This is a genomic window from Billgrantia zhangzhouensis (genome assembly GCF_021404465.1).
Lineage (GTDB): Bacteria > Pseudomonadota > Gammaproteobacteria > Pseudomonadales > Halomonadaceae > Halomonas > Halomonas zhangzhouensis.
Window position 1 is genome coordinate 1 of sequence record NZ_JABFTT010000009.1, and the last position, 21,388, is coordinate 21,388.

The 21,388-nt window shown below is 63.6% G+C and carries 22 protein-coding genes; 10 read left to right on the top strand and 12 right to left on the bottom strand.

The features are described from left to right. Positions 1 to 150: 150 nt before the first annotated feature. The 7 genes from HOP51_RS12380 to HOP51_RS12410 form a co-directional block, all read right to left on the bottom strand. Positions 151 to 375: a DUF1653 domain-containing protein gene (locus HOP51_RS12380; protein ID WP_234274210.1), complete on the bottom strand. Its 225-nt coding sequence runs from the start codon at positions 373 to 375 to the stop codon at positions 151 to 153. 32 nt (positions 376 to 407) lie between these two features. Next, positions 408 to 1,247, bottom strand: a complete 840-nt coding sequence (tcdA, locus tag HOP51_RS12385; protein ID WP_234274211.1) for a tRNA cyclic N6-threonylcarbamoyladenosine(37) synthase TcdA — start codon at positions 1,245 to 1,247, stop codon at positions 408 to 410. 29 nt (positions 1,248 to 1,276) lie between these two features. Then, complete coding sequence (locus tag HOP51_RS12390; RefSeq protein ID WP_234274414.1) at positions 1,277 to 2,041, bottom strand: pseudouridine synthase; 765 nt, start codon at positions 2,039 to 2,041, stop codon at positions 1,277 to 1,279. Positions 2,042 to 2,140: 99 nt separating this feature from the next. Then, on the bottom strand, positions 2,141 to 3,439 hold the full coding sequence (locus tag HOP51_RS12395) for a Glu/Leu/Phe/Val family dehydrogenase (RefSeq protein ID WP_234274212.1): 1,299 nt from the start codon (positions 3,437 to 3,439) through the stop codon (positions 2,141 to 2,143). 332 nt (positions 3,440 to 3,771) lie between these two features. Continuing rightward, positions 3,772 to 3,921, bottom strand: a complete 150-nt coding sequence (locus HOP51_RS12400; RefSeq protein WP_234274213.1) for a hypothetical protein — start codon at positions 3,919 to 3,921, stop codon at positions 3,772 to 3,774. Between the two features lie 104 nt (positions 3,922 to 4,025). Further along, positions 4,026 to 4,832 (bottom strand): inositol monophosphatase family protein, encoded by an 807-nt coding sequence (locus HOP51_RS12405; RefSeq protein WP_234274214.1) that lies wholly within the window; start codon positions 4,830 to 4,832, stop codon positions 4,026 to 4,028. A gap of 70 nt (positions 4,833 to 4,902) precedes the next feature. Continuing rightward, on the bottom strand, positions 4,903 to 6,177 hold the full coding sequence (locus HOP51_RS12410; protein WP_234274215.1) for a glycosyltransferase: 1,275 nt from the start codon (positions 6,175 to 6,177) through the stop codon (positions 4,903 to 4,905). A gap of 223 nt (positions 6,178 to 6,400) precedes the next feature. Here HOP51_RS12410 and HOP51_RS12415 point away from each other — a divergent pair, with 223 nt between their 5' ends. The 9 genes from HOP51_RS12415 (at position 6,401) to HOP51_RS12455 (ending at position 13,810) form a co-directional block, all read left to right on the top strand. Next, a complete protein-coding gene (locus HOP51_RS12415) occupies positions 6,401 to 6,829 on the top strand; it encodes an SIS domain-containing protein (protein WP_234274216.1) in 429 nt (142 codons plus the stop codon). Beyond that, complete coding sequence (locus HOP51_RS12420) at positions 6,775 to 6,984, top strand: phosphoheptose isomerase family protein (protein ID WP_234274422.1); 210 nt, start codon at positions 6,775 to 6,777, stop codon at positions 6,982 to 6,984. Before HOP51_RS12415 ends, HOP51_RS12420 begins: the two co-directional genes overlap by 55 nt. A 147-nt stretch (positions 6,985 to 7,131) precedes the next feature. Next, complete coding sequence (locus HOP51_RS12425) at positions 7,132 to 7,806, top strand: HAD family hydrolase (RefSeq protein ID WP_234274217.1); 675 nt, start codon at positions 7,132 to 7,134, stop codon at positions 7,804 to 7,806. A gap of 121 nt (positions 7,807 to 7,927) precedes the next feature. Then, a complete protein-coding gene (locus HOP51_RS12430) occupies positions 7,928 to 8,641 on the top strand; it encodes a UTRA domain-containing protein (RefSeq protein WP_234274218.1) in 714 nt (237 codons plus the stop codon). Positions 8,642 to 8,786: 145 nt separating this feature from the next. Continuing rightward, complete coding sequence (locus tag HOP51_RS12435) at positions 8,787 to 9,818, top strand: putative 2-aminoethylphosphonate ABC transporter substrate-binding protein (RefSeq protein ID WP_234274219.1); 1,032 nt, start codon at positions 8,787 to 8,789, stop codon at positions 9,816 to 9,818. A 59-nt stretch (positions 9,819 to 9,877) separates the two neighbouring features. Continuing rightward, positions 9,878 to 11,005 carry a putative 2-aminoethylphosphonate ABC transporter ATP-binding protein gene (locus tag HOP51_RS12440; RefSeq protein WP_234274220.1) on the top strand — a complete coding sequence of 376 codons (1,128 nt, stop codon included), beginning with the start codon at positions 9,878 to 9,880 and terminating at the stop codon, positions 11,003 to 11,005. After that, positions 11,002 to 12,693, top strand: a complete 1,692-nt coding sequence (locus HOP51_RS12445) for a putative 2-aminoethylphosphonate ABC transporter permease subunit (RefSeq protein ID WP_234274221.1) — start codon at positions 11,002 to 11,004, stop codon at positions 12,691 to 12,693. Before HOP51_RS12440 ends, HOP51_RS12445 begins: the two co-directional genes overlap by 4 nt. 44 nt (positions 12,694 to 12,737) lie before the next feature. Beyond that, positions 12,738 to 12,923, top strand: coding sequence for a hypothetical protein (locus HOP51_RS12450; RefSeq protein ID WP_234274222.1), 186 nt, complete (start codon positions 12,738 to 12,740; stop codon positions 12,921 to 12,923). After that, positions 12,920 to 13,810, top strand: a complete 891-nt coding sequence (locus HOP51_RS12455; RefSeq protein WP_234274223.1) for an EamA family transporter — start codon at positions 12,920 to 12,922, stop codon at positions 13,808 to 13,810. The genes HOP51_RS12450 and HOP51_RS12455 overlap by 4 nt, the downstream gene beginning before the upstream one ends. A 48-nt stretch (positions 13,811 to 13,858) precedes the next feature. Here HOP51_RS12455 and HOP51_RS12460 read toward each other — a convergent pair whose 3' ends face one another. The 4 genes from HOP51_RS12460 to ugpB form a co-directional block, all read right to left on the bottom strand. Then, positions 13,859 to 14,908 (bottom strand): sn-glycerol-3-phosphate import ATP-binding protein UgpC, encoded by a 1,050-nt coding sequence (locus HOP51_RS12460; RefSeq protein WP_234274224.1) that lies wholly within the window; start codon positions 14,906 to 14,908, stop codon positions 13,859 to 13,861. Between the two features lies 1 nt (position 14,909). Beyond that, positions 14,910 to 15,755 (bottom strand): sn-glycerol-3-phosphate ABC transporter permease UgpE, encoded by an 846-nt coding sequence (gene ugpE / locus HOP51_RS12465; RefSeq protein ID WP_234274225.1) that lies wholly within the window; start codon positions 15,753 to 15,755, stop codon positions 14,910 to 14,912. A gap of 10 nt (positions 15,756 to 15,765) precedes the next feature. Beyond that, the gene (gene ugpA, locus HOP51_RS12470; RefSeq protein ID WP_234274226.1) at positions 15,766 to 16,650 is read right to left on the bottom strand and encodes a sn-glycerol-3-phosphate ABC transporter permease UgpA; all 885 of its coding nucleotides are present in this window, start codon (positions 16,648 to 16,650) and stop codon (positions 15,766 to 15,768) included. A 69-nt stretch (positions 16,651 to 16,719) separates the two neighbouring features. Next, entirely contained in the window at positions 16,720 to 18,036 is a 1,317-nt protein-coding gene (gene ugpB, locus HOP51_RS12475) for a sn-glycerol-3-phosphate ABC transporter substrate-binding protein UgpB (RefSeq protein WP_234274227.1), read from the bottom strand. A gap of 151 nt (positions 18,037 to 18,187) precedes the next feature. Here ugpB and HOP51_RS12480 point away from each other — a divergent pair, with 151 nt between their 5' ends. Then, the gene (locus tag HOP51_RS12480; protein WP_234274228.1) at positions 18,188 to 19,927 is read left to right on the top strand and encodes a bifunctional diguanylate cyclase/phosphodiesterase; all 1,740 of its coding nucleotides are present in this window, start codon (positions 18,188 to 18,190) and stop codon (positions 19,925 to 19,927) included. A gap of 36 nt (positions 19,928 to 19,963) precedes the next feature. Here HOP51_RS12480 and HOP51_RS12485 read toward each other — a convergent pair whose 3' ends face one another. After that, a complete protein-coding gene (locus HOP51_RS12485; RefSeq protein WP_234274229.1) occupies positions 19,964 to 21,385 on the bottom strand; it encodes a hypothetical protein in 1,422 nt (473 codons plus the stop codon). Between the last annotated feature and the right edge of the window lie 3 nt (positions 21,386 to 21,388).

Below are 21,388 nucleotides of genomic sequence, written 5' to 3' on the forward strand. Positions count from 1 at the left end.
GGCGGTATCCGTAGGCTGGGCGTTTTGGCGAACATCAGCTTACTCGGATTTACCGCCGTTTCTCTATCCTGCCTTTCCCTAAGATCACTTCGCCTTCACGCCAGAATGCGTAGAACCTTTTATTAGAGCCTCTGTGACTGGAATCTGTGCCTAGAACGCCTTTTCGAGATCGAAGCGCGGTACTGGCTCGCCGCGCACTTCCACGGTCTCGGTGAACATGGACAGCGGTCGCACCCACAGGCCGTAGTCGCCGTACAGCGCGCGGTAGACCACCAGTAGCTCTTCGGTTTCGCTGTGATGAGCGACACCGAGCACCTCGTAGCGGTTGCCCTTGTAATGGCTGTAGATGCCGGGAACGGGGAGGGGGTGGATCATCGCGTTGGGCTCCAGTTCAAGGGTTCTTGGCGTTATTGGCTGTCACTCTGGGCGGCTCGTTTGGCCAAGCGTGCCAGCACCCTCGAGGCGGCAACGAAGCCGAAGCCGCCGGTAACGAAGGTGGCCGCGCCCACGCCGGAGGCGCAGTCGAGCCGGGTTGACTCGCCGCTGCCGGGCTTTTGCAGGCAGACTTCGCCATCCGAGCCCGGGTAGACCAGTTGTTCGTCAGAATAGACGCACTCCACGGAGAAGCGGCGCTTGGGATTACGCGAGAAGCCGTAATCCCGGCGCAGGCGAGCTCGCACCTTGGCCAGCAGCGGATCGTGCTCGGTACGCGCGAGATCCGCTACCTTGATACGCGTGGGGTCGGTCTGGCCGCCGGCGGCGCCCGCCACCACGATGGGCGTCTTGCGCCGCCGGCACCAGGCGATCAGCGCGGCCTTGGCCATCACGCTGTCGATAGCATCGACCACGTAGTCGGCATCCACGGGGATGCGCTCGGCCAGGTTGGTCGGGGTGACGAAGGCCGTGTCCGCTACCACCTCGATGCCCGGCTGAATCGCCCGGCAGCGCTCGGCGAGTACGTCTACCTTGGGTCGGCCGATGGTACCGTCGAGAGCCGGGAGCTGACGATTGACGTTTGACACGCAGACATCGTCGAGATCGATCAGGGTGAGCCGGCCAATGCCCGAGCGGGCCAGCGCCTCCACTGTCCAACTGCCCACGCCACCCACGCCTACCACCACGACATGAGCGCGGCGAAAGCGCTCGAGGGCGCGGGTGCCGTAGAGGCGCCGAATGCCACCGAAGCGAAAATCGTAGTCGTCCTGGGGTGGCGGTGCGGCATGCGGTGAGTGTGACGAAACAGTCATGGCAGTGTCGCAAATCTCCGGCTGAAGTGTCAGATGGGAAGCGTGTCGGCTTCGACACGTCGGGCCGAGTCGACCGGCAGGTGGCCGGCCCAGCCGAAGCGCCGGAACAGCGCCTCCATGACGCTGTCCAGGCGACAGCCCACGGCCAGCCGGTAACCCTCGACCGGGTGCTCGAAACTCAGGCCCACGGCGGCCAACAGCAACCGCGGGCAATCCAGGCGCTCGGCGAAGAAGCGGTTGTGGTTGCCCTTGCCGTGCTTGGCGTCGCCGATGATCGGGTAGCCACGCCGCGCGAGGTGGCGGCGGATCTGGTGGCGCCGCCCGGTGAGTGGCAGGACCTCCATCAGCGAATAGCGGCTGGTGGGGTAGCGATCCACTTGGACGGGCAGCTCCACGCTGTCGAGCCGTCTGATCTCGGTGAGAGCCTCCAGCGCGGGCATCTCCGCCTTGGGACGGCTGCCGTCCTCCTCGCGTAGGGCGTAGTCGAGACGCTCATGTTCCGGGCCGGTACCGCGCACCACGGCCAGGTAGCGCTTGCTCGTCTGGCGCTGGGCGAAAGCCTCGCCTAGCCGAGCCGCGGTGGTCGGATCCAGGGCAAAGACCATCACGCCCGAGGTGGGGCGATCGAGGCGGTGCACCGGATAGATACGCTGGCCCAGTTGGTCGCGTAGCCGCTGCAGCAGGAAGACGCTCTCGCCTTGTGCCAGCTTGGAGCGGTGGACCAGCAATCCCGACGGCTTGTGCACGGCCACTAGGTAGTCGTCCCGATATAGAAGGGTCAAGGGTTCCGTCATGGCGGCCCGGGTCGTCTTGCAAGGGGTCGCCATTGTCGCCTTCCGCTACCGTTCTTGTCACCTTGCGTCGAACACTAGCCCGAACGGGAGCCGCAGCGTTCATTCGCTATCCTGGCAATTTCCGCGCAGTTGAATGGCTTCGGCAATGCGCTCGATGCCTTGGCGGTAGGCAGCCTTGCGATAGGAGATTTCCTCTCGCTCGGCACGCTCGAGGACCAACTGGCTCTGGCGCTCCAGGCGCTCGGCCAGCCGCGCGTTGATGTCCTCCTCGGCCCAGCGTTCCCCGCTGCGATTCTGTACCCATTCGTAATAGCTGACGATCACCCCGCCGGTATTGGCCAGCACGTCGGGTAGTACCGGCACGCCGCGCTCCTCGAGGCGCTCATCGGCCTGGCTCGTGACGGGGCCGTTGGCGATTTCCAGTACGGCGCGGGCCTTGACCTGGTCGACGTTATCCTCATGGATCTGGTTCTCCAGCGCCGCGAGGGCGAGGACATCGACTTCGAGGGTGAGCAGTTCGTCGCGCTCGAGTTTGTCCACGTCCTCGGCGATGCATACCGAGTCGTCGCAGTAGACCATGTCGTGCAGGCGCTGGTTGCGGGTCTTCTGCTCCATGATGGGGTCGGGGTCGAGGCCTTCGCGACTGTAGATTGCCCCCTTGGAGTCGGAGACGGCGACGATACGGTAACCCCGCTCATGGGCCAGGCGGGCGAAGTGATAGGCGGCGTTGCCGAAGCCTTGGATGGCCACGGTGGTTTCCTCGGGTTTACGCCGTTCGCGGGCAGCCCACAGGTCCAGCACGTGCAGGGCACCGCGCCCGGTGGCGGCGACACGGCCCAGCGAGCCGCCCAGGGCGGGTGGCTTGCCGGTGATGGCGGCAGGCACCTTGCCGCGGGCCAAGTGGTCGAATTCATCGGCCATCCAGCCCATGACCGTGGCATTGGTATTGACGTCGGGGGCGGGGATGTCGCGGTCGGGCCCCATGATGTCGGCGATGGCGCGTACGTAGCCGCGTGCCAGGCGCTCCAGCTCCAGTTTCGACAGCTGCTTGGGGTCGACCTTGACGCCTCCCTTGCCGCCACCGTAGGGCAGGTCGACTACGGCGCACTTGACCGCCATCCAGAAGCTCAGCGTGGTCACTTCCTCCTGGCTGACCTCCGGGTGGAAGCGAATGCCGCCCTTGGCCGGCCCCAGGATGTTGCTGTACTGCACGCGCCAGCCGGGAAAGACTCTGAGGCTGCCGTCATCCATGCGCACCGGCACACTCATCTGCAGGGACAGGCTGGGCTGCCTCAGGCGTTCCCTGGCATCGCCCTGTACGCCGATGGCGTCGAACACCTCCTCCAGACGGGAACGGGCATCGTCGAACAAGTTGGCATGATCCATTTGCCCAGGCATCGGTTTCCTCCTGATGAACGTGATCCGTCGTTGCCAAGTTCAGCGTAGCAGGCTCGAGTCACGAGAGGTTTACCGTGGGCATCGTCGTGCCCGGCGCTGGCCCCTGTTTCCAAGGATCACATCATGCGGTACTGATTATGCTAGACGATGGTGGATGCGAGCGGATGGCTTCAGCCTGTCGAGCTGTGGCGGTGATAGGTGCGTTACGCTGAAATAGGGTATGGCTCGCATCCAGGGGCGTGAGCGTGTGGCGGGTCTCTCCATTGTGGCGGCTCAGGTTCTGCTAGGTGACGATGGCAGGGCGAGTCGCCATTGCCCGTAGCGCGTCAACCTCACTCGCGCTCGTTGGGCTGGTGCTTACGCGTCGAGCGCCGCCGCTCGCACTCACGACGGCGATGACGGGCCAGGGCGTTGCCGTTTGCCAACTGGGCCAGGAACTCGATCTCTTCGTCACTGAGCGGTTCGCGCTGGTGCCGTGGCATCGGGGTTTCTCCTGTTGAAGCGCTAGGAATCTCCGACGCTAACGATGGATGATGACAGAAGGGTGACGATGTAGGCCGGGCGAGCGTGAAGTGTGCCGAGGTCTTCAGCCTGCCTGTCGCAAGGCGTCGAGCAGTTCACCGTGCCGCCCGGCACGGGCCACCAGCAGGCTCCGCCACTCGGTGGGGTTGGCGTTGCCCTCCAGATCGGTGACGACGAGTCCCGCCTCACGGGCAAAGACGATGCCGGCTGCAACGTCCCACAGATCGAGTCGTGCCCCCTGGGACCAGAAGGCATCGAAACGACCAAGGCCGGTATAGGCAATCTCGAGAGCTGCCGAACCGGGGCTGCGGATCCCTGCTACGGCCGGCATCAGTGCCGTGAGCTGACGTAGGCTGGTGGGGCAGTCGCCCTTGGCATGATAGGGCAGGCAGGTGGCGAGGAGCATCTCGGTCAACGGCCGCGCCGGGGGCGGGTCGACAGGTCGGTCATTCAGGAAGGCCCCTCGACCGTGAACTGCCCACAGCGTCTCGTCGAGCAGCGGCTGGTAGACGACCCCATGGGTCAATCGGTCGTGCTCGCACACGGCGATGGAAACCGAGAAGTGAGGCACCCGGTGCAGGAAGTTGTTGGTGCCGTCCAACGGATCGATGACTACCGTGACGTTGCCGTCCTGGGTTGACGTTGCGCCCGTTTCCTCGCCCAGGAAACCCACCTCGGGGTGAACGCTGCGTACGGTGTCGATGATCGCATGCTCTGCGGCCCGGTCGTAGTCGGTCACGAAGTCCGAGGCGCCCTTGCACTGGAAGTCGATCGTGCCGGCGGCTCGGTAGCCCTCGCGCAGGATCTCGCCGGCCGCCTGAGCGGCTTGCTTTAGCGTGTCGATCAGGGCGGGAGAGGTAACGTCTGTCATGCCGAGCCTCGTGGGTCATGGCCAAAGTCACTATGTTACTGCCGGCAGATGTCGAAAAATTGACGGTGTCTCACATGACTGGTGTCTGTTCCTTTTCATTGGCTTCGGAGGTCAATGACTCTGTCGCAGACGATACCGTCAGTTGGGTACTGGAGGCCGCCAGCGTGGTGAGCGGTACCGCCCTGGCGTTACCGTTCCCTGCTATTCGAGCATAAAGCCCGGCCAGTTCGGTGGCCTTGGCGTCCTCGTGCCAGCCTGCCGCATGAGCCATGGCCCCCTGCGCCAGTTCGCCGCGCAGCGCGTCATCGCCAAGCAGTCGGTTCACCTTGGCGGCGAAGTCGTCGAGATCCTCGTCGGCGATCAGGCAGCCCGAACCGTCCACCAGCACGTCGCGGGTGCCCATCATGGCGGTGGACACAACCGGGGTGCCCAGCGCCATGGCCTCCAGCAACACCAACCCCTGGGTTTCGGTGCGTGAGGCGAAGATGAAGGCATCAGCCGCACGGTAGGCGGCCTGCAGCGGGCCGTTGCGGTCCAGGTAGCCAAGAAAGTGCACGGCGTACTCCATGCCGATCTGCCGTGCCCGGCGTGCCAAGGCTGCTCGGGCCGGTCCTTCGCCGGTAATGATCAGGCGCGTATTGGGGTGCTCGGCCAGCACACGGGGCAGCAGGTCGATCAAAAAGGCAATGTTCTTCTCGAAGGCGAGGCGTCCGACGAACAATAGCAGGCGGGCGTTTTTCGGCAGGTGGTAGCGGTCGCGGAAATCATCGTCCTCGACGGGGTGACGGAAGTGCTCCAGCGCCAACCCGGTGGGGATGACTGCCATGGGCGTCTTGACGCCATAGCCCAGGAGTGTGTCGTGCATGGCATGCGACGGTGCCACCAGCGCTGCCAGCCGGCGGCACTGCCACACCGAGAGGCGCCGGGCGAGGAAGCGCAACCAACGGCTGGGTACGCCGCGAACATAGAGGGGGAGATACTCCTCGAACAGCGTGTGGTAGGTGGCCAGGGCCGGAATGCTTAGCCGCCTTGCTAACGCCACGCCAGCATAGTGGGCGACGAATGGAGTGTGAATGTGCACCAGGTCGAATTGCTCTGCGGCGAGACTCGGCGTCAGCTTCATCACCTCGCGATAGTGCATCATGCGATCTTCGGGGGAGCCTGGAACGCCGCGCGAGGAGATCCTCAGTACGTTCGGCTCATCCACTTGCCCCACGGGATAGCCGGGGCAGACCAGGGTGACGGAATGGCCGAGCCTTTCCAGCGCATCGCGGAAGCTGGCAATCGAGGTGGAGACACCGTTGATGCGGGGAAAGTAGACGTCGGACAACATCAATATGTTCATGGCTTGGCTCGGCATGGCGGTGGCCTCCCCATCCTGCGCGGTCTGAGTGACGTCATGGTGACAGTGTGATGCTCTCTTCCTGCCACGGTGGGAGCGGGTGTTTACGCTCAATGCTTCGGCTAGCCTGTGGAGTATCGGCGTGTTGTCCCTTGTCACTTCGATGAGCCAGGGTGATACGCTTTATTTTCATGTGTCTACAAGGCGGCGAAGTGTCATGAGGGAAATGGAACAGCACGTCTATCAAAGCCTGAGCGAGGCACGGGCGGCACTGGATGCCTTACTGGATGATGGAGAGACCCTACGCACACTTGCCACAGCTGGGCAGCAGCTCAGTAATACGTTTCGTCGTGGTGGACGTGTATTCAGCTGCGGCAACGGCGGCTCCATGTGCGATGCCATGCACTTCGCCGAAGAGTTGTCGGGCCGTTATCGGTTGCATCGCAAGGGGTTGCCAGCGGCTTCCATCAGTGACCCGAGTTACTTGAGCTGTGTCGGTAACGATTATGGCTATGACCGGGTGTTTGCTCGCTACTTGGAGGCCCATGGCCGTGAGGGGGATTGCCTGTTGGCCATCAGCACCAGTGCACGAGTACCAATGTGCTCGCCGTGGCGGATTACGCGAGCCGCCATGGGATCCATGTCATCGCGTTAACCGGTCGTCCCAGCTCTACGCTTGGCGAGCTGTCGGACACTGAGATCTGCACTCCAGCAGGGCAATATGCCGATCGAGTTCAGGAGTTGCATATCCAGGTCATTCACATCCTGATCGAGCTGGTGGAACGGGAGCTGTTTCCTGAAAACTACTGATTTCTCGCTTTTTCACTTGTATGGCTACTTATCGGGGCCATCGAGATGGACATAGCCGCTCTTGGTTGCGCAATGGGTGTCATGCCCTTGTCACTGGAATGACGCAGGCTACGGGGCTTCTTGGAACCCAGGCTTGTGGAGGATGCCATGCACCTTGCCCTGTTCGATCTCGACGATACCTTGCTGGATGGCGATTGCAGCGCGCTCTGGAATGCCTGGATGGTAGAGCGTGGCTGGATTGACTCACCGGGCGAGTTTCTGGCCCATGCACAGGCTATGGATGCGGCCTACCACACTGGCCGCCTGCGTCTGGAGAAGTATCTGTCCTTGACCTTGGCTCCCTTGGCCGGGCGCCATATGAATGAGGTTGATGCCGAGGTGGCGGACTTCGTCGCGGCGCGCATCCTGCCGCGGCTGTTTGCTCAAGGGCGGGTGCGCATCGCCGAACACTGCGCTCGGGGTGAGACGCCGATGATCATTTCCGCTTCGTCGCGGCACCTCGTGGCACCGATTGCTGCCGAGCTGGGTATCGAGGCGGTGATCGCCGTGGAGCCGGCATTGCAGGGAGGGTATTTCACTGGTGGCACTACTGGAATACTTTCCTATCGGGATGGCAAGATTGCTCGTCTCGAGCAGTGGCTGGCGGAAAAGGGCGCTGCCAGCCATCTGACGTTCTATTCCGACTCCCAGAACGACTTGCCGCTACTTGGCCAGGTGGACCGCCCGGTGGCGGTGAACCCCGACGCGGTACTTGCCGAAGTGGCTCGGGTAGAGGGCTGGGAGCGGCTGGACTGGCGCCCGTGTAAGGCACGGGTCGGTTGATTCTGCGTCTCGCTCAGGCACGAACATTCCGCAGCGTCAATCAATGCAGCGATCTTGATCTCGTACTTCCTGGGCACGTTCTCTATTAGTCGATGCCTTGCTGGCTGACAGGGAGTGCCATATGAGTGATGCCTACTATCTGCGCCTCACTGATCATCTGCGTGAGCTGCTCAGCGGCCCGGAGGCCTTCGAAGAGGGGCGCCTGCCCGCCGAGCGGACCCTGGCGGAACGCTTTCGAACCACTCGGGTTACTTTGCGCCAAGCTCTGGCTCAGTTGGAGGGGGAGGGGCTCATCCATCGCAGTAATCGGCGCGGTTGGTTCGTCTCCCCGGCGCGCCTCGACTACGATCCTACCCGGGATGCCGGCTTCAACGACTATGTCCGCGCCCAGGGGCGTCGCCCTCGTACTGAGGTACTGCATACCGATACCCGGCCTCATCGCCCCGCTGCCGAGGCGCTGGGGCTGCCCGTCGACTGTTCCTTTCATCACATTCGCCGGCGTCGCTTCGTCGATGACCGAGCGGTACTGGCAGAGTCGCTTTGGGTGGTGCCGGCACGTGCGCCGGATCTGTTGCAGGGAGATTTTGCGGCCAACTCGCTATGGGGCGAACTGCGCAGTCGATGGGGGTTGACCCTGGCTCATCGCTCTCTGCGTCTCTACTCCGAAGCCTTGGCGGAGCGCGAAGCCGCTGAACTGGGGGTAGCCCCCGGTACCGCGGGGCTCAGTGTGCGCCGCGCCATCTTCGATGCGCAGCGTCGTCCAGTGGAGTATGACGAAGAACATTGGCTGCACGATGCACTGTGCATAACCGTGGAGCTCGAGAACAAGGCTTAGAAATTTGTTTGGCGTCTCCTTGGTCGCGCTTGGCCGTTTCTTCACGCATCCTTCAGGCAACCGTCACTGGGTTGTCATGCGAGGTCGTCAAAGTCTGGTCTATACCAGTTTGGCTTGTTTACCTCAGACCCCCGGAGACCCCCTCATGACCCTGTTCAGCCGATCCTTGCTGGGTGGCACTGTCGCCCTTGCCATGGCCACTGCCGCCCAGGCCGCCACCCAGCTCACCGTCTACACCGCGGTGGAGTCCGACGATCTGCAGAAGTACGCCGAGCGCTTCAACCAAACTCATCCTGACATTCAGATCAACTGGGTGCGTGACTCCACCGGAGTGATCACTGCTCGCCTTCTAGCCGAGAAGGATAATCCCCGTGCCGACGTGATCTGGGGGCTGGCCGCGACCAGCCTGCTGGTGCTGGAGGAAGAGGGGTTGCTGGCGCGCTACGCGCCCAAGGGCGTCGAAGCGCTGGATCCCAAGTTCGTCGATCCGTCCGCCCAGAATGGCCACGATCCGGCTTGGGTCGGCATGGACGCTTGGGTGGCAGCCATTTGCTACAACACCATCGAAGGCGAGCGCCTGGGCGTACCCATGCCCACCACTTGGGAAGACCTCACCCGCCCTGAGTATCAGGGGCAGGTGGTCATGCCTAACCCGAGCTCATCGGGCACCGGCTACCTGGACGTGGCCAGCTGGATGCAGCTATGGGGTGAAGAGGCCGCCTGGGACTATATGGATCGGCTCCACGACAACATTGCTCGCTACACCCACTCCGGTTCGGCGCCCTGCAACCTGGCCGCTTCCGGCGAGGCGGTGGTGGGTATCTCCTTCGCCTTCCGCGGCGCTCGTCTCAAGTCTCAGGGGGCGCCCATCGAGCTGGTCTTCCCCGAGGAGGGGATGGGGTGGGACATGGAGGCGGCCGCCATCGTAGAGGGGGGCGGCAACCGTGAGGCCGCCGAGACGCTGCTTGATTGGGCCGTCTCGCGGGAGGCCAACGAGCTTTACAACGAGGGCTACGCGGTGGTGGCTTACCCCGGCGTGGCTCAGCCCATCGAAAATTACCCTGAGGACATCACCGAACGCATGATCGATGCCGACTTCGCCTGGGCTGCGGTCAACCGCGAGCGTCTCCTCGAAGAGTGGCAGCGCCGCTACGACGGCAAGAGCGAGAGCCGCTGAGTATCGTCGTATCACCTGTCAACGCCCCGGCGTCTGGCGCCGGGGTCAGGAGTATCTTCATGACTACCCTTACCGCGCCCTTGCCCCGCAGGGCAGCCGCAGTGGGGCAGGCCGCAGATACCGAGACGGACATCCATCTCGGTATCTGCGGTCTCACCAAACGCTTCGGCCATTTTACCGCCCTGCACGAGATCGATCTGACCATCCGTGAAGGTGAGTTCGTCTGCTTTCTAGGCCCTTCCGGTTGCGGCAAGACCACCCTGTTGCGGGCCATCGCCGGCCTCTCGCCACAGAGCAGCGGAAGTATCGTCCAGCGTGGCCAAGACATCTCGCACTTGCCACCCCAGGCCCGGGACTTCGGCATTGTCTTCCAGTCCTATGCGCTGTTCCCCAACCTGACGGTGTTCGACAACATAGCCTATGGGCTGCGCAATCAGCGTGACGACCGTCAGGCCATGCGCAAGCGTGTCGATGAGCTCCTGGCTTTGGTTGATTTGACCGGCAGCGAGTCCAAGTACCCGGCGGCGCTATCCGGTGGGCAGCAGCAACGGGTCGCGCTGGCCCGTGCCTTGGCCACCGAACCGGCACTGCTATTGCTCGACGAGCCGCTCTCGGCCCTGGATGCGCGGGTGCGCGTGCACTTGCGGGGGCAGATAAAGGCTCTGCAGGCCCGTCTGGGTGTCACTACCATCATGGTCACCCATGATCAGGAGGAGGCTCTGACCATGGCCGACCGCATCGTGGTGATGAATCATGGTGTGATCGAGCAGGTGGGAACTCCCGCGGAAATCTACCGCCAGCCTGCCAGCGCCTTCGTGGCCGAGTTCATCGGCAGCATGAATTTCCTCACGGTTTTCCCCGAGGATGGGGATGTTCTGCGCCTGGGGAGCCATCTCCTCGACTGCCCCAGACATGACGTTGCCGGGTGTGAGCGGGCCCGGCTGGCCATTCGTCCCGAGGCGGTGGAGCTGTGTGATGCGGAACAGGGATTACGGGCCCGGGTCGAGCATGTCGAGTTCCTCGGTGCCTTCCAGCGGATCAGTTTGACCCTGGAGGAGTGTGGGCAAACGCTGGTTGCGGACATCAATGCTCGGGAGGCCGATGTCTTGATGCCGGGCCAGACGCTTGGGGTTAGATTGCCGCCTCAAGCACTGCGCCTGTTTGCCGATCCGGGAGCGCGGGCATGATGGCTCGTCCCGCGATCCTGACCGGACGCCTCGGCAGCGAAACGCTGGTTCGGTTGGGGGTGCTGCTGTTCGCACTTGTCTTCCTGTCGCTGGGGCTGTTGTTTCCGCTTGCCGCCATGCTGATCAAGAGCGTCCAGGACCGCAGCGGCGACTTCGTCGGTCTGGCCAACTTCGTGCGCTACTTTCAGACGCCAGCCTTGGCGGGCTCCATCGTCAATTCCCTGGTGGTCGCATTGAGCAGTACCGTCATCGTGGTGGGGCTGGCATTCCTTTGTGCCTACGGCATTACCCGCACTTGCATGCCTGGCAAGCGGCTGTTCCGCATGCTGGCCATCCTGCCGATCCTGGCACCATCGCTGCTTCCGGCTATCAGCCTGGTCTATCTGTTTGGCAACCAGGGTTGGTTTCGCGAGGCCCTGATGGGGCAGAGCATCTACGGTCCGATCGGCATCGTCATGGGCATGTGCTTCTGGATATTTCCCCATGCGCTGATGATCCTCACCACCGCACTGTCCACCAGCGACGCGCGACTCTACGAAGCCGCCGAGACATTGGGAACCGCCAAGTGGCGCAGCTTCCTCACCATCATCCTGCCCGGGATTCGCTATGGACTCATCTCCTGCACTTTCGTGGTCTTCACCCTGGCCATCACCGACTTCGGCGTGCCCAAGATCATCGGTGGACAGTTTCACGTGCTGGCCACCGACGTCTATCGGCAGGTGGTAGGGCAGCAGAATTTTCAGATGGGCGCCGTGGTCAGCGTCATCCTGCTGCTGCCGGCGCTGGCCTCCTTCGCGGTGGATCGTTGGGTACAGCGTCGCCAAGTGGCCCAGCTGTCGTCGCGTGCGGTGCCCTGGCAGCCCACTCCCAACCCGCTGAGGGATTGGGTCTTCACTTTGATCTGCTACACGGTGGGGGCGGTGATCCTGACGGTGATCGGCACCGCCATCTATGCCTCCCTGGTTCAGTTCTGGCCCTACAACCTGTCCCTGACCCTGCGCCACTATGCCTTCGAGGGGCTGGCTGGCGGCGGTTGGGCAGCCTGGCTGAACTCCGTGAAGCTCGGCTTCTCGGTGGCGGTGGTTGGTACCCTGGTGATCTTCGTCAACGCCTGGCTGGTGGAGAAGAGCGACGGCTATCGGCCGCTGCGCCAGGGGCTGCACTTGCTGGCCATGCTGCCCATGGCGGTACCGGGCATGGTGTTGGGATTGGCGTACATCTTCTTCTTCAACCAGGCCGGCAACCCCCTCAACTGGCTCTATGGCACCTTGGCGATCCTGGTGCTCAACACCCTGGTGCACTTTTATACCGTCTGCCATCTCACCTCTATCACCGCGCTCAAGCAGCTTGATTCGGAGTTCGAGGCGGTGGGAGCCTCTCTCAAGGTGCCATTCTGGACCACGCTGCGCCGGGTGACCCTGCCAGTCTCGCTCCCAGCAGTGCTGGATGTTTCGGTCTACCTCTTCGTCAACGCCATGACCACGGTCTCGGCGGTGGTGTTCCTGTATACCAGCGACACCCGGTTAGCCTCGGTGGCGGTGATGCACCTGGACGAGGCGGGCTATTTCGCCAGCGCGGCGGCCATGGCAGTGCTGATTTTCTTCACCTCCCTGGGGGTGAAGCTCGTCCATGCGACCCTGAGCCATCTACTGCTGACCCGCGCCCAGCGCTGGCGCCAGGCGGGCTAGGCCCGCCATCCCCAACGCTTTCCCAGATCCACTGGAATAAACCAATGCGCGATGCCATGACCGATCCCTACTTGCTGCCCCCGGGGCCGCTGACTACCAGCGCCACCGTCAAGGCCGCCATGTGCCGCGACTGGGGCTCCTGGGCGGTGGCGGCCTTCCTTCAGGCGCTCGATGAGCATGACGCCGAGGGCGGGGTAAAGGGGTGTCTGGCCCGCGGTGAGCGACCGTGAGCCCGGTTGCCCTGGCTTTGGTGCTGCTCTCGGTTTGCCTGCATGCCGGCTGGAACCTGCTGGGCAAGCGACGTGCGCCGTCGCTGGCTTTCTTCACTCTGGCAATCGCCGCGGGCGGCCTGGTGCTGAGCCCTCTACTGGTCCTGGGACCGCCCCTGGCAAGCTTACCGCCTAGCTTCTGGGGCTGGTTGGCCGCTTCGGGGCTGTGTCAGATGCTTTATATGGGCGGCTTGGCCTGGGCCTACGCCCGGGGAGAGGTGAGCGTGCTCTACCCCCTGGCTCGGGCCCTGCCGGTGGTGCTGGTGCCACTTGTGGCGGTTGGCCTGTTGGGCAGCCAGCGCTTGACCCCCATGGAAGTGGCCGGCATGGGCCTTATCCTGGTTGGTGCTCTCTGCCTGCCGCTGGCCGGAGCACCTCGGCTTGCCAACTACCTGACGCCCGCGCTGGCCTTTGCCCTGTTGGCAGCCCTGGCCACGGTAGGTTACTCGTTGATCGATGCCCGGGCCCTGGCGCTGATGGTCGAAGCAGGCTTCTCGGCGCTGAGTGCCGGGGCGGTCTTCATGGTGCTCCAGGCCTTGGTGACTCCGCTGTGGGCCTTGCCGTTGCTTCTTGCGCTGCCTTCGGAGCAGCGTCAGTTCACACGGCTCTGGAGTGAGGCGCGTGGTGCCATGTTACTTACCGGTCTGATGATTACCGTCACCTATGGCTTGGTGCTGGTGGCCCTGGCGCAGAGCGAGGCGGTCAGCCAGATCGTCGCCCTGCGCCAGCTCTCCATTCCCCTCGGGGTGGTTCTGGGCATTCTGTGGCTCAAGGAGCGTCCGTCCCTGGCCAAGCTGGGAGGTACCGCCATCATGATGGCGGGGCTCTGGTTGGTGGCTCTGGGGTGATCCAGAGGCCAGGTTATTGGAAAACCCTTTTTCGTTAGCCCTTTCCCTCTACACCGTCCGCTTGCCGCTCGCGCTATTGAATGGATGCAGCGCCTCGCGGACGACATGGAACCGCAGCGTTTCGCCCTCGGCCACCGGCGATTGACCGGCGGTGCGGATCACGCTGGGCTGGTCGCTGCCGGCGAGGCGCACGTAGAGATGGCTTTCGGCACCGGCGGCTTCGAACAGCTCCAGGGTCGATTCCACCACCAGGTGGGGCGCGTCCGGCGGCTGAATGCGCAGGTCGTCGGGGCGGATGCCGACGAGATCGGTGTCCGGCGGCAGGTCGTCGAGCAGGCCATTGCCTCTCTCCTTCAAGTACGCCACCGGGATCAGGTTCATCGCCGGCGAGCCGATGAAGGTGGCGACGAAGATCGAGGCCGGGCGGGCGTAGATCTCCATGGGCGTGCCGACCTGTTCGATGCGTCCGCCGTTGAGCACCACCAGGCGGTCGCCCAGGGTCATGGCCTCAAGCTGGTCGTGGGTGACGTAGAGGCTGGTGGTCTTGAGACGGCGCTGGAGCTGCTTGATCTCGACGCGCATCTGCACGCGCAGCTTGGCGTCGAGGTTGGAGAGCGGCTCGTCGAACAGGAACACCTCCGGCTCGCGCACCAGGGCGCGGCCCATGGCGACCCGCTGACGCTGGCCGCCGGAGAGCTGGCGAGGCTTGCGCGGCAGGAACTCCTCGATTTCGAGCATGCGTGCGGCCTCGCGCACCCGGCGTTCGATCTCGTCGCGCTTGAAGCCGCGGTTCTTCAGGCCGTAGGCGAGGTTGTCGTACACCGTCATGTGCGGGTAGAGGGCGTAGTTCTGGAACACCATGGCGATGTCGCGCTGGGCGGGTTCCAGGTCGTTGACCTTGCGCTCGCCGATGGTCAGCTCGCCCTCGGTGATGCTCTCCAACCCCGCCACCATGCGCAACAGGGTGGACTTGCCGCATCCCGAGGGACCCACCAGCACCACGAACTCGCCGTCGGCCACGTCCAGGTCGATGCCCTTCACCGCCTGCACGTCGCCGGCGTAGGTCTTCTTCAGGCCTTCCAGTTTCAAGCGCGCCATCTTATTTCTCCGTTTCCGTCAGGCCCTTCACGAACAGCCGCTGCATGCACAGGATCACCAGCACCGGGGGCAGCGCGGCCATCACCACGGCGGCCATCACCAGGTGCCAGGGGGTATTGCCTTCGTCGGCGGTCATGCTCTGGATACCCATCACGATGGTGTAGTAATCCGGGTCGGTGGTGATCAGCAGTGGCCACAGGTATTGGTTCCAGCCGTAGATGAACATGATCACGAACAGCGCGGCGATGTTGGTGATGGAGAGCGGCAGCAGGATGTCCTTGAAGAACTTGAAGGGGCCGGCGCCGTCCACCCGTGCCGCCTCCAGCATCTCCTCCGGCACCGTCATGAAGAACTGGCGGAACAGGAAGGTGGCGGTGGCCGAGGCGATCAGCGGAATCGACAGCCCGGCGAAGCTGTTGAGCATGCCCAGGTCTGCCACCACGCGGAAGGTGGGGATGATGCGGACCTCCACCGGCAGCATCAGGGTGATGAAGATCAGCCAGAAGAAGAACAGCCGGAACGGAAAGCGGAAATAGACGATGGCGAAGGCCGAGAGCAGCGAGATGGTCAGCTTGCCGATGGTGATCGCCAGCGCCATGATCAGGCTGTTCCAGAGCATCTGGCCGGCGGGCGGGGCGCTCGAGCGGGACAGGCCGCTCTCCCACATCAGGCGGTAGTTGTCCAGGGCGTGGCCGCCCGGCAGCAGCGGCAGGGTGCCGCGCAGGAACTCACCGGGGCCCTGGGTGGAGGCGACGATGGCGACGTAGACCGGAAACAGCACCAGCGCCACGCCGAGGATCAGGATCAGATGGGTAAGCGCATTACCCAAGGGGCGATGTTCGACCATGCCTCTTCCTTCAATAGTTGACGCGCCGCTCGATGAAGCGGAACTGGACCACGGTGAGGGCGATGACGATGATCATCAGGATCACCGACTGGGCGGCGCTGCTGCCGAGGTTCATGCCCACGAAGCCGTCGGCGTAGACCTTGTAGACCAGGATGTTGGTCGCCTGGGCCGGGCCGCCCTGGGTGGTGGCATGGATGACGCCGAAGGTGTCGAACATGGCGTAGACCACGTTGACCACCATCAGGAAGAAGGTGGTGGGCGCCAGCAGCGGGAAGACGATACTCCAGAAGCGCTTGACGGGACCGGCGCCGTCGATGGCGGCGGCCTCGATCAGCGACTGCGGTATCGATTGCAGGCCGGCGAGGAAGAACAGGAAGTTGTAGGCGATCTGTTTCCAGGCGGCGGCGAAGATCACCAGGATCATGGCATCCACGCTGGAGGTACGGTGGTTCCAGCGGTAGCCGAGCATCTCCAGCACATAAGGCAGGATGCCGATGGTGGGGTGGAAGATGAACCACCACAACACCCCGGCGATGGCCGGGGCGATGGCGTAGGGCCACACCAGCAGGGTGGTGTAGAGATTGCGGGAGCGGAGCAGGCGGTTGACGGTCACCGCCAGCAGCAGGGCCACGCCCATCGAGAGCGCCGTGGTGCCTACCGCGAACACCGTGGTGACGCTCAATGAGTTGAGATAGAGCGGGTCGCCGAGCAGGCGGCGGAAGTTGTCCAGGCCGACGAAGGTGGAGCTCAGGCCGAAGGCGTCTTCACGCAACAGCGATTGATAGAGGGCCTGGCCCGCTGGCCAGATGAAGAAGATCAGGGTGACGATAACCTGGGGCGCCAGCAATGCGTAGGGAAGCCAGCGACCGGGGAAGGTCATGCGCTTGGTTTGCATGAAGGACTCATACCCATCCGTTCCAATAAAGAGCGCCGCCCTCGTGGGAGGGCGGCGCAAAGCGTGTTGTTATCGGTTGGCTTGTTCGAAGTCACGCAGCAGGACGTTGCCGCGGCGTACCGCGTCGGCGGTGGCTTGCTCGCCGCTCTTGGCGCCGGTCATCACCGCTTCCATCTCTTCGGAGATGAGGTCGCGGATCTGCACGAAGTTACCGAAACGCAGCCCCTTGGAGTTCTCGGTGGGCGGATTCAGGTTCATCTGCTCGATGGAGATGTCGGCGCCGGGGTTGTCGGCGTAGAAGCCCCGCTCCTCGCTCAGCTCCCAGGCCGCTTGAGTGATCGGCAGGTAGCCGGTGCGCTGGTGCCAGTCGGCCTGCACGTCGGGCTGGGAGAGATACTCGAAGAAGGCGGCCACCGCCTCGTACTCCTCGTCGCTGTGGCCCTGCAGCGCCCACAGGGTGGCGCCGCCGATGATGGAGTTCTGCGGCGCGCCCTCGATATCGGTGTAGTAGGGCAGCATGCCGTAGCCCACCTCGAAGTCGGCATTGGCCAGCACGCCGGCGCGGGAGGCCGAGGAGCCGAAGAACATGGCGCACTCGCCGGCGTAGAACATCGGTGCGGCGTCGTCGCCCGGGCCGGGGCCGCCCCAGCGGAACAGGCCTTCGTCCTGCCATGCCTTGAGATTGTCCCAGTGGCGGGCGACGTGTTCGTTGTCGAAGACGAACTCCGTCTCCAGGCCGCCGAAGCCGTTTTCCAGGGTGCCCAGCGGCAAATCGTGCATGGCGGAGAAATTCTCCAGCATCACCCAGCTCGGCCAGGAGGTGGTGAAGCCGCAGCGGGCGGCGCCGCTGTCGACGATGCGGCGGGAGTACTCCTCCATCTCTTCCCAGGTCGTCGGCGCTCCCTCCAGGCCAGCCTCGGCGAAGATCTCGCGATTGTAGTACATGATCGGCGTGGAGGAGTTGAAGGGGAAGGAGAGCATGTTGCCGCTGGTGTCGGTGTAGTAGCCCACCACCGCCGGCAGGAAGGCCTCACGGTCGAAGGCGCGGCCATGCTCTTCCATCAACCGGTAGATGGGATAGATGGCGCCCTCGGCGGCCATCATGGTGCCGGTGCCGACCTCGAATACCTGCAGGATGTGCGGTTGCTGGCGGGCGCGGAAGGCGGCGATGGCACCGGTCATGGTCTCGGTGTAGTTGCCGCGATAGCTGGGGCGTACCCGGTAGTCGTCCTGGGAGGCGTTGAAGTCCTCGGTGATCTCCACGAGGATGTCGCCCAGTTCGCCGCCCATGGCGTGCCACCATTCGATCTCGGTGGCGGCTTGGGCGGAAAGCGACAGGGTGGTGGCGAGGGCGCCCGATAGGACGGCGATGGAACGAGGCGACATGGAGACTCTCCTAGGCATGATGGTCGCCAACTACGCTAGGCCCGTTGCGTGTCAATCAGGTTTCATGAATGTGAAAAAGCGTTACATTACGTGTCATGGTGCTGTCACCGATGCGTTGCAATCTCTCCATGACGAAACCACGGGGCTGACCATGACGACCTTCGACACAGATGAGTGCGAACTCAGGGCGATCATAGAGGGCGAGCGGCTTACGCCATGCTTTCAACCCATCGTCGATGTCGCCAGGCAGTGCGTGCACGGCTACGAGGCGCTGATCCGTGGTCCCGAAGGCTCCAGGCTGCACTCCCCGTTGGCCCTGTTCGAAGTGGCCATCCAGTCGGGCCTGCTGGTGGAGCTCGATCTGCTGTGCCGTCGCCTGGCGATTGCCGCCTTCGTGCGGCTAGGCTTGCCCGGTAGGCTGTTCCTCAACGTGATGCCGTTGACTATCGTCGAGCGGGACTTCAGCGAGGGGTTGACCCTGGGCTATCTGCGCGACCATGGGCTGGCTCCCAATCGTGTCGTCATCGAACTCACCGAACATCTGCCGATCACCGATTACGTGCTGATGCGCCAGGCGGTGGAGCACTATCGCGACATGGGCTTTCAGGTCGCGCTGGACGATCTGGGGGCCGGCCATTCGAGTCTGCGTCACTGGGCCGAGCTGCGCCCCGACTTCGTCAAGCTCGACCGCCACTTCATCACCGGCATCGATCAGGATCCCGACAAGCGGCAGTTCCTGCGCTCGATTCTCGATGTATCGCGCAGCCTCGGCTGTCAGCTGATAGCGGAAGGCGTGGAAACCGCCGAGGAGTACCGCTCACTATGGGAGCTGGATCGCAGCCTGTCGCTGTTGCAAGGCTACTACTTTGCCCGTCCCAGCCAGACCCCGTCGAGAGATATTGGCCGCTCACTGCCGGTCGGAGCCTCGGCCCGTCACGGACTGGTACGCAGCGCCCACGCCATCATGAAGCCGCTGGTACCGATCGAGCCGCGGATGCCGGTACTGGAGTTGAGCGGGCGGTTTCGTAGCGAGCCGGACCTGCGCTGTGTGGCGGTGGTGGAAAACGACAGGCCGGTCGGTGTGGTGCGGCGCAGCGAGTTCCTGACGCTGTTCACCAATCCCTACAGTCATTCCTTGTTCGCCAGGCGTCTGGTGCGGGACATGTGCGATTCGCGCTTCGTTGTGGCCGTCGATGAAACGCCGCTGACTCTACTCAGCCAGCAGCTCACTGACAGTGCGGATGTGCCCCAGGAGGATTTCGTCATCGTCGACGGCGAGGGCCGCTATCGCGGCATGGGTAATATCGTCGACCTGCTGCGCGAAATCACCGCCATTCAGGTGCGTCAAGCGCGCCATGCCAACCCTCTCACCGGCTTGCCCGGGAACTTGATGATCAACGAGACGCTGGGCGAATGGCTGGAGCATGGCAAGGCCTTCACCGCTGTCTACTGCGATCTCGATAACTTCAAGGCCTATAACGACGCCTACGGCTATGCGCGGGGCGACCGGGTGATCCTGGCGCTGGCTCAACTGCTCGACGAGCAGGTCGGTAAGACAGGGTTTGTCGGTCACGTCGGCGGCGACGACTTCATGCTGCTGCTGGACGATGCCGGTTGGGAGGCGTGCTGTCACCGTATTCTGACAGTATTCGGCGCCATGGCGCCGGACTTCTACGATGCGCAGGATCGTCGAGCCGGCGGAGTACGGGTCGAGAATCGGCAGGGCCGCGTGACGTTCTATCCCTTCGTCAGTCTGTCGCTGGCGGCAAAGCCGGTAAGTGATGGTCGCGGCCGCGACGTTCTGGCGATATCCGAAGATCTTTCCGAGCTCAAGCACCAGGCCAAGCGGCGATCCGGTAACAGCCTTTTCATTGAACGGCGAGGCGGATGAGAACCGGCCCCACGACACGCGAGGCCGGCTGTTGCGTTATTCGGCGCTGAGCGACAGCGTGAAGCTTCCACTCTCGCTGTCGCCGTAGGCCCGGGCGGTGGCGCGGTAGGTGCCCGCCTCCAGGTGAGTGGCGATGCGAGAGTTCATCCCCTCGCCACCGTCATCGTCGCTGAGAAAAAGCCCCGCACCTTCGAGTTCTAGATACGCGTCGAAATCGTTGGATTGTAGATCCAGGCGATAGTTGCCGGCCTCCTCGATCACGATTTCATAGACGTTGCGTTCCCCCGCCTCCAGCCACGCCTGCAGTGCACGACCGCTCTCCAGTTGTCCTTCGCTGACGAGTTCGTCGAGGGCGATGGCGGCGGCATGCAGCTCGAACAGGCCGCTGCCCTGGCCGCTGTGGCTGCGAGCCAGTACGGTGTACTCGCCGGCTTCCAGCGAGCGGATCAGCCGCGCGTTCAGCCCTTCGCCGCCATCGTCGTCGCTGGCAAAGACCCCATCGCCGTGCAGCTCCAAAAAAGCATCGAAGTCGGTGGAAAGCATGTCCAGCGTCACCATCGCCGGCGCCTCGAGAGTGAGCTGGTACTCGAGGCCGTTGCCACTGAACCAGCCGAACAGCGGCTCGTCGACGATCAGTGCACCACTGTTGCGCAGCGTCTCATCGCTGGCCAGCTCATGGAGACCCAGTTCTAGGGTGTAGAGACCGCTGTCCTGTCCGTAGGCGCTGCGGGCGGTGAGGCGATACTCCCCGGGCTCCAGGAAATCGGCGATGCGGGCGTCCAGGTTGCCGGCGCTGTCGTCGTCCTCACGGCGATAGCCATTGGGACCTTCGAGCACCAGGTAGGCGTCTACGTCGCTGGAGCGCATCTCGAACTGATAGAGGCCGCTCTCCTCAATGGTTACGCTAAAGGTATCGCCACCGTCCTGCAGCCAGCCGTCGGCGCGGGAGGGCATGGCCAGCGTATCGCTGGTCGTCAGCTCCATTTCCCGGGTAGTGAGGGTGAAGGGGCCGTAGCTGTGCATGTCCTGACCGCTGACCACCACCATGTATTGGCCGCTCTCGTCGATCCGGCGACGCAGCGAGGTTGCCGACGAGACGTCGTAATACATGGGGCCTGCGCTGGCGGCAAGCAGTTGCAGCTCGGAATCGTAGAGCGAGAGCGTGCCATGCAGAGGGCCGCCGAGCTCGATCTCGATCAGGCTTCCCTCTTCCAAGGGAAGGTGAAAACGCTCGAAGCGGCTGCCATCCTTGCCGTTGAGCTCGCTGGACGAGGTGAGTTCGCTGCGCAGTCGTTCGCCAAGTTGTAAGGCCGGTGTTGAGACGGTGTCGTCCGCTACGGCCTGGTCGACGGCCGGGACGGGGGCGGTCGGGCTATTTGGTACTTGCCAGCCAACGATCAAACCGATGGCGGCGCCGCCTAGGGCGGCAAGGGTAATGGTGGAGGCGCGATTGGCCATGAA

What these genes read in the sequence shown, in the direction of transcription:
- HOP51_RS12380 (WP_234274210.1), bottom strand. Translation starts at nt 375, where the DNA reads ATGATCCACCCCCTCCCCGTTCCCGGCATCTACAGCCATTACAAGGGC.
- tcdA (WP_234274211.1), bottom strand. Translation starts at nt 1,247, where the DNA reads ATGACTGTTTCGTCACACTCACCGCATGCCGCACCGCCACCCCAGGAC.
- HOP51_RS12390 (WP_234274414.1), bottom strand. Translation starts at nt 2,041, where the DNA reads ATGACGGAACCCTTGACCCTTCTATATCGGGACGACTACCTAGTGGCC.
- HOP51_RS12395 (WP_234274212.1), bottom strand. Translation starts at nt 3,439, where the DNA reads ATGCCTGGGCAAATGGATCATGCCAACTTGTTCGACGATGCCCGTTCC.
- HOP51_RS12400 (WP_234274213.1), bottom strand. Translation starts at nt 3,921, where the DNA reads ATGCCACGGCACCAGCGCGAACCGCTCAGTGACGAAGAGATCGAGTTC.
- HOP51_RS12405 (WP_234274214.1), bottom strand. Translation starts at nt 4,832, where the DNA reads ATGACAGACGTTACCTCTCCCGCCCTGATCGACACGCTAAAGCAAGCC.
- HOP51_RS12410 (WP_234274215.1), bottom strand. Translation starts at nt 6,177, where the DNA reads ATGAACATATTGATGTTGTCCGACGTCTACTTTCCCCGCATCAACGGT.
- HOP51_RS12415 (WP_234274216.1), top strand. Translation starts at nt 6,401, where the DNA reads ATGGAACAGCACGTCTATCAAAGCCTGAGCGAGGCACGGGCGGCACTG.
- HOP51_RS12425 (WP_234274217.1), top strand. Translation starts at nt 7,132, where the DNA reads ATGCACCTTGCCCTGTTCGATCTCGACGATACCTTGCTGGATGGCGAT.
- HOP51_RS12430 (WP_234274218.1), top strand. Translation starts at nt 7,928, where the DNA reads ATGAGTGATGCCTACTATCTGCGCCTCACTGATCATCTGCGTGAGCTG.
- HOP51_RS12435 (WP_234274219.1), top strand. Translation starts at nt 8,787, where the DNA reads ATGACCCTGTTCAGCCGATCCTTGCTGGGTGGCACTGTCGCCCTTGCC.
- HOP51_RS12440 (WP_234274220.1), top strand. Translation starts at nt 9,878, where the DNA reads ATGACTACCCTTACCGCGCCCTTGCCCCGCAGGGCAGCCGCAGTGGGG.
- HOP51_RS12445 (WP_234274221.1), top strand. Translation starts at nt 11,002, where the DNA reads ATGATGGCTCGTCCCGCGATCCTGACCGGACGCCTCGGCAGCGAAACG.
- HOP51_RS12450 (WP_234274222.1), top strand. Translation starts at nt 12,738, where the DNA reads ATGCGCGATGCCATGACCGATCCCTACTTGCTGCCCCCGGGGCCGCTG.
- HOP51_RS12460 (WP_234274224.1), bottom strand. Translation starts at nt 14,908, where the DNA reads ATGGCGCGCTTGAAACTGGAAGGCCTGAAGAAGACCTACGCCGGCGAC.
- ugpE (WP_234274225.1), bottom strand. Translation starts at nt 15,755, where the DNA reads ATGGTCGAACATCGCCCCTTGGGTAATGCGCTTACCCATCTGATCCTG.
- ugpA (WP_234274226.1), bottom strand. Translation starts at nt 16,650, where the DNA reads ATGCAAACCAAGCGCATGACCTTCCCCGGTCGCTGGCTTCCCTACGCA.
- ugpB (WP_234274227.1), bottom strand. Translation starts at nt 18,036, where the DNA reads ATGTCGCCTCGTTCCATCGCCGTCCTATCGGGCGCCCTCGCCACCACC.
- HOP51_RS12480 (WP_234274228.1), top strand. Translation starts at nt 18,188, where the DNA reads ATGACGACCTTCGACACAGATGAGTGCGAACTCAGGGCGATCATAGAG.
- HOP51_RS12485 (WP_234274229.1), bottom strand. Translation starts at nt 21,385, where the DNA reads ATGGCCAATCGCGCCTCCACCATTACCCTTGCCGCCCTAGGCGGCGCC.